The 9,996-nt window shown below is 43.7% G+C and carries 8 protein-coding genes; 3 read left to right on the top strand and 5 right to left on the bottom strand.

The window, feature by feature from the left end; translation table 11 throughout:
• From QUA45_RS26015 to QUA45_RS26000, 4 genes are all read right to left on the bottom strand, one after another.
• Nucleotides 1–1,510, bottom strand: a 1,510-nt coding sequence (locus tag QUA45_RS26015) for a DUF4347 domain-containing protein (protein WP_333222643.1), incomplete at its 3' end; no start/stop codon positions are given.
• A gap of 402 nt (nucleotides 1,511–1,912) precedes the next feature.
• Nucleotides 1,913–2,791: an inositol monophosphatase family protein gene (locus QUA45_RS26010; RefSeq protein WP_333097731.1), complete on the bottom strand. Its 879-nt coding sequence runs from the start codon at nucleotides 2,789–2,791 to the stop codon at nucleotides 1,913–1,915.
• A 98-nt stretch (nucleotides 2,792–2,889) separates the two neighbouring features.
• Nucleotides 2,890–4,014 carry a cupin-like domain-containing protein gene (locus QUA45_RS26005; RefSeq protein ID WP_333097733.1) on the bottom strand — a complete coding sequence of 375 codons (1,125 nt, stop codon included), beginning with the start codon at nucleotides 4,012–4,014 and terminating at the stop codon, nucleotides 2,890–2,892.
• Between the two features lie 232 nt (nucleotides 4,015–4,246).
• Nucleotides 4,247–5,104, bottom strand: a complete 858-nt coding sequence (locus tag QUA45_RS26000) for a PfkB family carbohydrate kinase (RefSeq protein WP_333222641.1) — start codon at nucleotides 5,102–5,104, stop codon at nucleotides 4,247–4,249.
• 49 nt (nucleotides 5,105–5,153) lie between these two features.
• On the opposite strand from QUA45_RS26000, the gene rsmI reads away from it, so the two are divergent.
• Entirely contained in the window at nucleotides 5,154–6,035 is an 882-nt protein-coding gene (gene rsmI, locus QUA45_RS25995; protein WP_333222639.1) for a 16S rRNA (cytidine(1402)-2'-O)-methyltransferase, read from the top strand.
• A 74-nt stretch (nucleotides 6,036–6,109) separates the two neighbouring features.
• Entirely contained in the window at nucleotides 6,110–7,327 is a 1,218-nt protein-coding gene (locus tag QUA45_RS25990) for a glycosyltransferase (protein ID WP_333222637.1), read from the top strand.
• A gap of 158 nt (nucleotides 7,328–7,485) precedes the next feature.
• Here QUA45_RS25990 and QUA45_RS25985 read toward each other — a convergent pair whose 3' ends face one another.
• On the bottom strand, nucleotides 7,486–8,496 hold the full coding sequence (locus QUA45_RS25985; protein WP_333222635.1) for a DNA cytosine methyltransferase: 1,011 nt from the start codon (nucleotides 8,494–8,496) through the stop codon (nucleotides 7,486–7,488).
• Between the two features lie 142 nt (nucleotides 8,497–8,638).
• On the opposite strand from QUA45_RS25985, the gene QUA45_RS25980 reads away from it, so the two are divergent.
• A complete protein-coding gene (locus QUA45_RS25980; protein ID WP_333222634.1) occupies nucleotides 8,639–9,901 on the top strand; it encodes a folylpolyglutamate synthase/dihydrofolate synthase family protein in 1,263 nt (420 codons plus the stop codon).
• Nucleotides 9,902–9,996 lie beyond the last annotated feature (95 nt).

Genomic DNA, 9,996 nt, shown 5'->3' with positions numbered 1-9,996 from the left:
TGAAATTTGCGATCGCCAGAGAACTCGGATTTGTTCCGACGCTAAAGTTGGTCGCACTGCTAAAACCGCCAGTTCCATTTCCCGCCAAAATTGAAACGTTATTAGAACCGCTGTTGCTAACAGCTAAATCTAGTCTGCTGTCGCCATTAAAATCAGCAATTTTAATCGCACTTGGGTTTAAACCAACATTAATATTGGTCGGAATGGCAAAACTGCCATTTCCCGTTCCCAATAAAATTGAAACGTTATTAGAACCGCTGTTGGCTACCGCGATATCGAGAAAATTGTCGCCGTTCAAATCTCCGAGTGCGATCGCACTCGGACTTTGACCGACATTAATATTAGTCGGATTGCCAAAACTACCTTGACCATTTGCCGATAAGATGGTAAGATTATTAGAATTTTGATTGGCGACGGCGAGATCGAAGAAATTGTCGCCGTTAAAATCTCCCGCAGCGATAGCGCTGGGACTTGGCCCGACATTCACAGTAACAGGAGTGGGAAAATTGCCTTGTCCCGTTCCCAGGTAAATGGCAACATGGCCTTCAGGTGCATAAGCATGAGTAACGGCAAGGTCGGGTAAATCATCAGCATTAAAATTGCCGACAGCGATCGCACTAGGGTAATCGCTCGCACTCAAAAATCCCGGACTGTTAAAGTTGCCATTACCCGCTCCTAAAAAGATATAAATGCTGCTAAATTCGACACCTTGTGTGGAAGTTATCGCTAAGTCGGAAAAGTTATCGCCGTTAAAATTTCCAACTGCGATCGCGGTAGGACCCCATACCGAAGTCAAATCAGTTCCAGAGTTAAATCCTCCTTGACCGTTTCCCAGTAAAATAGAAACGCTATTCGAGCTGATGTTAGCAACAGCTAAATCTAAGATGCCATCGGTATTGAAATCGGCAGCAGCAACAAAAGATGGACTGCTTCCCGCATTAAAGTTACCACCAGAACTAAAGGTATTGAGGACGTGACTGTAAGCTGCGATCGCTTCTGGTCGAAATGCTAAAGATGTTGCTATTTTCCCTGATGTTACTTCTAGGAACCAGTCGCCGCCTTTTGCTGCACTTCCGGTGAGGTTTTCGGAAGCAGCAACCGACGCGCCGGTTAACTCACTCAGGCGTTTTATAAATGCTTTACCTGTCTCGCCTGCTGCTACGTTGCACCCATACAAAAGAATGTGAGGTCGATTGTTGGGGATTGAGTCGGTTCGTGGCGAAAACCACTGCTGTAGAGAATTCCGATCGCACTCTATATCATCTAAACTCAAGCTACCTTCGCCGAGTTGCAAGCTGCCTGGACTGCCGTGAGAAATGATGTGAATGCTGTCAATATTGGTACGAAGAGCTAAAATTTCAGTAATTTGGTCGATCGCATCTTTATGCCCATCCAAAACGACTACTTCCGTACCCGGCGTTACTGCGGCAATCAAACTTTGATAATCTTCAACTTGAGGGTCGATAAAGGCGATCGACCTTACAGAAACTTGATTATTTAAATTTGGCATAATCCACCTGACTGGGGCTTCAAAAAAATACAAAAATTCCGCCCTTTCGTGACTGGCGTCCGAAACTATCTATCAATTTTTATTTATACAGACACACCCTTTCTCCGTAAAAATCCGGTGAGTGTTCCTCTTTTGTCGTAACCCTAACAGTTTTTTTACATAAAATATGTAAATTTTTCTTAAAAAATAGTTGGTTAATTAAAATTTTGGTAAAGAGCTAGAAAATACTTAAGTATTATTACTGTAAAAAATGCGAGATTGATTTACCACAAATATTTGTGAAACGTAAGTGCAATTGTACAGAAATTTCAAACTAAGCAATTTTGATACATACTTTAGGGTGCGTCAGCAATTAGTTGTGCAGAAAATACGGTCTTTTAACACACCCTACTAAACTTTTGATTACCGCAAACCCCCATCTATCCCCGCTAAAATCTGCTCAGCTTGCCCGCACAAAGCAGCGTGACAGCAACCGTTACTCGCCAACAATCCCCCCCACTGACTCACATCTCCCCGGTTATATTGCAAAGTAGAACCGTCAAAACGAGTAAATCGGCCGCCCGCTTCTGTCAAAATCAATTCCGGCGCCGCCAAATCCCAATCTTTAGGCGCCGACTTTCCCGAAAGAGCAATATAAACATCAGCTTTTTGTTCCACAATTGTCGCAATTTTACAGCCGATACTACCGACAGCTAGTTGATTTTGACATGGCAGTTTTTGTAACAATTGATTAAAGCGATCGCCCCGGTGAGTGCGGCTAGTTACTATAGATAAATCTGCCACTATATTTCGCGCCGAAACCTGCAATTTGACCGCAGACCCGTCCCGATTTTCCATAAAAGCACCCGCATCGCGGATTGCGTAATAAATCTTTTGCTGTTGCGGCCAAGCCACCACTGCCAATATCGGTCTTCCCTCAAAGGCTAAAGCAATGTGAACTGCAAATTCACCTGTTCTGTCAATAAAATCTCGCGTTCCATCCAAAGGGTCAATAATCCAAACCCAACTTTGAGGTAAGGGAACTTGACCGTTGGTTTTCAAATAAGATTTGTAAGTTTCCTCGCTGAGATACCCAAATTCTGCATTCCCTAAAGCCGACTGCAATTCGTCGAGAATGTAAGAATTGACTGCGACATCGGCGGCGGTGACGGGGCCATCTTTTTTTTCTTGGATGTCGAGGTTAGGAGTGTTGGAATCCTGCCGATAATAGGATTGTAGGATATCTGATGCACTCCAGGCGATCGATCGGGCAATTTCGCTGATTTCTTCGAGATTTTTCATAAATTTCTTTTTTGTGAACCGCAGATGAAAGCCGATTAACGCAAATTTCTGTAGGGGCGGTGCCCCCGTGCCCGCCCCGGAAAACCATACATTAGCAATTACCAATTAATATGAGGATATTTCCATTCATAATAATTGGGAAATACAAAATTAGTAAATGAAACCGAAATACTAACCTCCAATGATTTTACATGATGCCACCAACCGACCGGAATAAAGATAGCCTCTCCCGGTTCCAAAATTACTTCAATAATTTTCGCATCTCTGTAAAGTGGGTATTTGTCATAATCGGGATTCTCGCCGTCAACTTTGCTGAAAACTCCGACGTGATTGTAAAGCAGAGGTGTTTGTTGCGGAGAAATCAATTTAATTAGTTTGCGACCAGACACTTGAGCTAAAATTAAATTAACTGGGTCATGGTGCAGCGGTGTAATCGTGCCTTTCGGACCGAACCAAAAGAAAACTCTGCCTTTTGTATCCGTGGGATTTAGATATTCTGGGAAAATTTCAATGTCGTCGAATAGGGGCTTAAATTCCTCTCTTTCCAGAGTTTTGTTGTTAGCAACCATGTAGTAGTCGTTGCTAGGTCCGCCCTTGACTACCATCTCTACATATTTGCGGAACAAAACAATTTTCTTGTGATTTTCTATCTTAATTTCGTAATTCGGGTCTGAGTTGCGGTTAGCTTGAATTTGTACCTCTGCATCGCCGTATTTTTGCTGCAAATATTCCGGCGTCCACAACTGCAACGCTTTCCAGTTGTGCATAATATTGGTAATAATTACTGGGGTATTTTTGGCGTAGTAATTTTCGAGAAAATACTCTCTAGAAAGGCTGCTTTTGCGTTCGATTGTGCCAAACTTGGAAGACAATGCAGCTAATTGATTGTTAATCCTGAGATGAGATTCTAATTTCTGCAATAACTGGACGTAATGGCTTCCTGCTTGAAAGTAGGGATGAGAGGAAATTTCCCTCACTTCTGCGGTGGCTGTTTCCGCATTTATGCCGGTATTTACTAGGGCTTGAATGATTTCTTCGTCGGGTTTATTTAATAATTTATTAGCCGCCACCCACTGTTTCATATTGTCGGGAATTTCTTGTTTGCTTGGAGTGAGTAGATTGGGCAAGTTTTGTGTCAGCCATTCTAGGTTAACTTGCTGTTGTTCTGTGAGGGTAATCCGCAAAGGGGGAAGGGTGATAGTTAGGGGTTGGGTGTCAGACATGATTCGGGTATGTTGTTTTGGGAGTGTTTTGTGTGACTTTAACTTGTCTTACTAATATAGCAATTTTGTTAACGAACCGCGAAGGCGCTAATGCCGCGAAGGAAGAGAAGAGGTAAGTTCACCAATTTTGTCGAACTTGCTGTCAGGATTTTAACTCAACAAGTGCTGCCAGTTCAATTTTTCTAGCTTTGAGCGGTTTTAACCGGATAGTTTGGTTAATTTTTATTTAAAATTAAGCCTTATTCATCCAAGCACGAGTTCCGAAACTTTTGCAGGAATGGGAAGCTATTTTAGCTGCTGCAGTGAGAGTATCGGTAAAGTTATTTTGCAATATGTAGTGACAGAAAGCCCCGTGAAAGATGTCGCCAGCGCCTAAAGTGTCTGCGGCTTGAAGTTGAGGTACTTCTATACTGCCATAACTGTCATTGCTGAGGTATAAAATTGATTTTTCGCCGCGAGTGATGGCAATATGGGAAATTCCTGCCGCTGACAGGTAAGCAAAGACTTGTTCTGAATTGTCGCAGTCGGGCGGATGAAAGTTATCCGAACATACGGCCCATTCTATAAAAGGCAATATTTCCTCTAATCCGGGTTTCCAACTGCCACCGTCGAGGACAATGGGAATGTTTTTTAACTTGGCAAGTTGAGCAATTTGTTTGCTGGCTGCGATTTGATGCCCGTCTACCAGTACAATATTAACTGATGTTAAACTATCATGGTTAATTGTTTGACTGTCAACTTGCGATTTCGTAGCATTGATGGAAATTACCGATCGATCGCCCGTTGCTTCAGTTACAATAATCGAGGACACTGGCGGCGAGTGCGATCGCCCGGGTTCCAAATCGATTATCCTGATATTATACTCCGCTAAGTCTGCACGAATTAATTGGGCGATCGCGTGAGTGCCCAAAACACCAGCCCATACCGCCGCATTCCCCAAATAGCTAAAAGTGACCGCAGCATTGGCCGCGGGCCCGCCCGCAGCAATGGTACAATCAGAAGCAACAACTTTCTGATTTTCACCCGGAGGCTTCTCGGTCAAATAAACTAAATCTAAAGTTGCCAATCCCAAAAATAATCCCGTTTTCATATCGGCGTTAATCCGCGTTCATCTGCGGTTAAAAAATCCCACTCTTAAAATGCAAGCAAATCCCAATACAGGAACACTTTACATCGTAGGAACCCCGATCGGCAACCTCGAAGACATGACATTTCGCGCCATCCGAATTTTACAAACAGTAGACTTCATCGCCGCCGAAGATACCCGCCATACAGGCAAACTTTTGCACCATTTCCAAATCAAAACGCCCCAAATCAGCTATCACGAACACAACCAACACCAACGAGTGCCCGAACTCATCGACAAACTGCTTTTAGGCAAAGATCTGGCCCTCGTCACCGATGCCGGAATGCCGGGAATTTCTGACCCCGGTTCCGAGTTAGTCAAAGCTTGCGCCGATGCTAATATTAACATTATTCCGATTCCCGGCCCGACCGCTTGCATTGTTGGTATAACTGCATCAGGATTACCCACAGAAAGATTTGTATTTGAAGGTTTCTTACCCGTGAAAGGTCAAGAACGCCAACAGAGTTTAGAAGCTTTGCAAATAGAATCCCGCACTATAATATTATACGAATCTCCCCACCGCTTGCGGCAAACTTTACAAGATTTAGCAACTACTTTGGGAAGCGACAGACAGATTGTGCTGGCGAGAGAGTTAACTAAAATGCACGAAGAGTTTTGGCGTGGTAGTATGGAAAGTGCGATCGCACTTTACACCAATCGCGAACCCCAGGGAGAATTTACCCTCGTAATTGCCGGCATCCAAACAGCAGCCCCAATATTTTCCGAAGACGCCATCAAAGCAGAATTGCAAACATTAATTGCAGAAGGCATAAGTCGTTCCCAAGCCAGCCGCCAACTAGCGCAACAAACATCTCTCCCCCGCCGCCAAATCTACCAACTCGCCCTCACAATTGGCGACAATGAATCGCTAGAACAACCCTTAGATGACTTGTGAAGATCTCTCTTCTCTTCTCCTCTGCGCCCTATGCGGTTAAATAAAAAAAGCTAGATACTCACACTCAGAATTATATGGTACGCGGAAACTACGATCGACAAAAGCCATATTTACGCAACCCCCACATCAACAAACCAATCGCCGAAATTTATGCAGACTTAGACGCCTTTAGCTGGGAGATATTTGAAGACCAACCCCACCGCTTCGATACCGTCAGTTTCTACGTCTTGCTTCCCCCACTGTTTTACGAAGGGCGTTTCATCAAAGGAATTTATTTCAGCGAAGCAGTCGAACTCATCAACAAACTATTTCCCCAACTTTCCTCAGTATTTTTATCCTTCGCCTATTCCCCCGGAATCTCCTACTCCTGGGCCCCCATAGCTGACGCCTACTCCAGTTTATACAAAAACCCGCAGCGGGATAAATGGTTTCGCAAAACTTATCCCGATCGCGCCCACAAACCAATCATACCACTGCAAGACACCGACTTCATCAACGAATACTTAATTTCCCCGCGCAACGTCCCCGCCAAAGACATAGACTTGCTAGCCGTCTCCCGAATTTCCGAAGAAAAAAATTTGCCAATTATAGCCAAAGCCTTAAAAGTTTACCGCCAAAAATATCCGCAAAAACCGATTAAATTAACTGTAGTCACCGGCCACGAATTTGATGCTAGCAACCTGAAAACTCTCGACCAGTACGCCTTAGAAGAATGGCAACAAGTCGAAGAAATTTTAACCAATCCCTCCGACTACATTAACTTAGTGCCGAGAGTTGACTACTACAGCGAAATCCCCACATATTATTCGCGAGCCCAAGCATTCGTCCTCGGTTCCCTCCTCGAAGGAAAAAACCGGGGAATTACCGAAGCCATGAGTTGCAACGTACCAGTAATTTGTTTTGAAGAATTCAACCAATACGCCAGAGGCAAATCGCCTGTTTTCCCCGAAGGTGCGGGTCTTTACGCCAAATTTGACCCAGAATCTCTCGCAGATACTATATATACAGTATTGGAAAATCAAACTGAATTTAAGCCGCGATATCAGTATTTAAAGCATTGCGGGCGCAAAAACTTTTTCAATACTTGTATAGACAGTTTTCCTTACTATCAGCACAACATTCCCGGCTACAAGCCGGGAGATGCTATTAACAATTTGTGGCTGGATTTAGCCGTTCAGCAAAATTATCAAGTTAGCTTAAACAGCTTTCTGTACGGAGGTTCTCCCCTATCTCATATTCGCGGGACAAATGCGATACAGCACAATCTCGGTCAGTTAACAAAATTTAAATGACAGATAATTGGGAATGATTAAACTGCAGAGGACACAGAGGCAGAGAAGAGAGAGATGAATACTTCTGAGGTCCAGGGATTTGAGATTAGTTTTCATAGGGAGAACTTTCGCTAAAAAAACCGCGGAATTCATTTCCTAGTGACTGGTAGATGGTGGGCTTAAGTTGAGACTAATGCCATATACCCTATGACAATATCCTTAAAAATCTTACTTGCCAAAACTCTAGCCAAATTAACAGGAACAGCATTGCCGACCATTTTGTATCCATCAGCAATATACTTGTACTTAAAAATAAACTCATCCGGGAAAGTCTGAACTCTCGCGCACTCTCGCACAGAAAGCCGACGGTAAGGCTGAGGCGAATTGGGGTCAAAAATGCGCTTGTCTTTGCCAACCAAAATCATTTTACTAGCTTGAGGATGGAGAGGCGCGTGTCTGCCGCTTGCCTGAATTGTAAACGAAGGTTCTGACCAACTTCTAACTCGATTGCGCGACATATAAAGGCTGGAAAACCCCAAATCCGCACATTCGTGATTTGGGACAGAATCGTGATAATTATCTAATTTACCATTAACTGATATAGGCGCGATCGCCTGCAAATCAAAAATCGCATCTTTCAGCGTCAAAACCTCGGTTCCAGGTTCGGGAAACTCAAAACCAAAACCCAGAGTTTCCCGATAGCCAACAACAATCACCCTTTGCCTATCTTGCGGAACCCCAAAATTTCTAGCATTCACCAACTTGTACGAAACCCGATACCCGATGTCCTCAAACTGCGATAATATATAAGTAAAAGCATCCTTGTTTCTGGGGGCCAAGATACCGCTAACATTCTCAGCTAAAAAAAACAAAGGCTGCTTGTCCCGCACAATTCTGATATACTCCCAGAAAAGTTGACCCCGACTGTCATCAATTCCGCGTTTCGCCCCGGCTTCACTCCAACTTTGACAAGGAGGCCCGCCGATTATCCCAATACAGTTGGGAATTTCATCAGATTTAATTTTTCTGATATCTCTGCGATCTAAAATAGTTTCAGGATGATTGTAATTATACGTATCCCAAATAGACTTATCATATTCATTCGCCCAAACCGGATTAAACCCAGCTAAGCGAAAACCCAAATCCAACCCCCCACAACCAGAAAACAGAGAAATAATATCAAAAGCCACCTTTTTTCGCCCGCAATAAATACAATAAATCAATTATAAACCTCTCTTTTCTTAGATATCTATTTCTTTCTTCTCTCACTCTGCGCCCTCTGCGGTTAATAAAAAAATATAATTCACACACAAACAGAATTTATCATCCTCAATGAATGCAGAATCCATCCTCCAATCTTACCAACACTTCGGCGTCCACCTCGGCCTAGAAAGAATCAAACAACTTCTAGAAAAACTAGATAACCCCCACCAAAAAGTACCCATTATCCACATTGCCGGCACCAATGGCAAAGGTTCCGTTTGCGCTTATCTCTCTTCCGTACTAACAGAAGCAGGCTATCGAGTCGGGCGCTACACATCCCCGCACCTAATCGATTGGACAGAAAGAATTTGCATCAACCAAAAACCGATTTCCCCAACAGCATTGCAACAGTGTCTAGAACGAGTTGTCGCCGCCACCGAAAACAACACCGAAACACCCACTCAATTTGAAATAATCACCGCCGCAGCTTGGCGGTATTTCGCCGAACAAAAAGCAGATATAGCAGTCATAGAAACTGGATTAGGAGGAAGATTAGACGCGACTAACGTTTGCGAAACACCTCTCGCTAGCGTCATTAGTTCTATCAGTCTCGAACACTGGCAAATACTCGGCCCCACCGTCGCAGATATTGCTGGGGAAAAAGCGGGAATTCTTAAAGCAAAATGTCCGGCAGTTATCGGAGAATTGCCAGAATCAGCTAGAATAGTAGTAGAAAAACGCATTCAAGAATTAGACTGTCCGGCGACTTGGGTAAAACCAGCAGTAGATTTAGGACAAGGATTCGCAGAATATCAGTTAAATCAAAATGCGGTTAAAATAAAATATCAATTGCCGCTGCTGGGAAAAATTCAACTAATGAATTCAGCAATTGCGATCGCCACTTTGCAAACTCTCCAAAACCAAGGATGGCAAATATCCCCAACCGCCATCGAAAACGGTATCGCCAAAACCCAATGGCCCGGAAGACTCCAGCAGACAACTTGGAAAAACCGCAATATATTAATTGACGGCGCGCACAACCCCGCCGCAGCGATCGCACTGCGCGAATATGTCGATAATATTAACAGTTCCCAACCGATTAACTGGGTAATTGGGATTCTTGCGACTAAAGACTGCGATGATATTTTGAAAGCATTACTCAAAAAGGGCGATCGACTTTACCTAGTACCCGTACCCGATCACAACTCATCATCCCCCGCAGAACTAGCCACTCTAGCTCAAATTATCTGCCCCGAATTAACTCTCTGTCAAGCCTTCTCCGACTTAACAACAGCTTTAGATGCTGCTGTTACAGGTGACAACCTAACAATCCTTTGCGGTTCCCTTTATCTAATCGGCTATTTTCTGCAACAACAACAATCCCAAGCTTAAACGCATCAGCATTGTGTTTCTTCCTCAGTAAAGATAGGAGGCCACAATTCCGAAACTGGCAATTCCCAACCGGGAAAAAGTTCTGCTACTGTTAA

Origin of the sequence: Microcoleus sp. Pol12A5 (genome assembly GCF_036701435.1) — a bacterium.
GTDB lineage: Bacteria > Cyanobacteriota > Cyanobacteriia > Cyanobacteriales > Microcoleaceae > Microcoleus.
The sequence above is the reverse complement of the archived record's forward strand: the minus strand, read 5'-3'. Positions and strand labels throughout refer to the sequence as shown.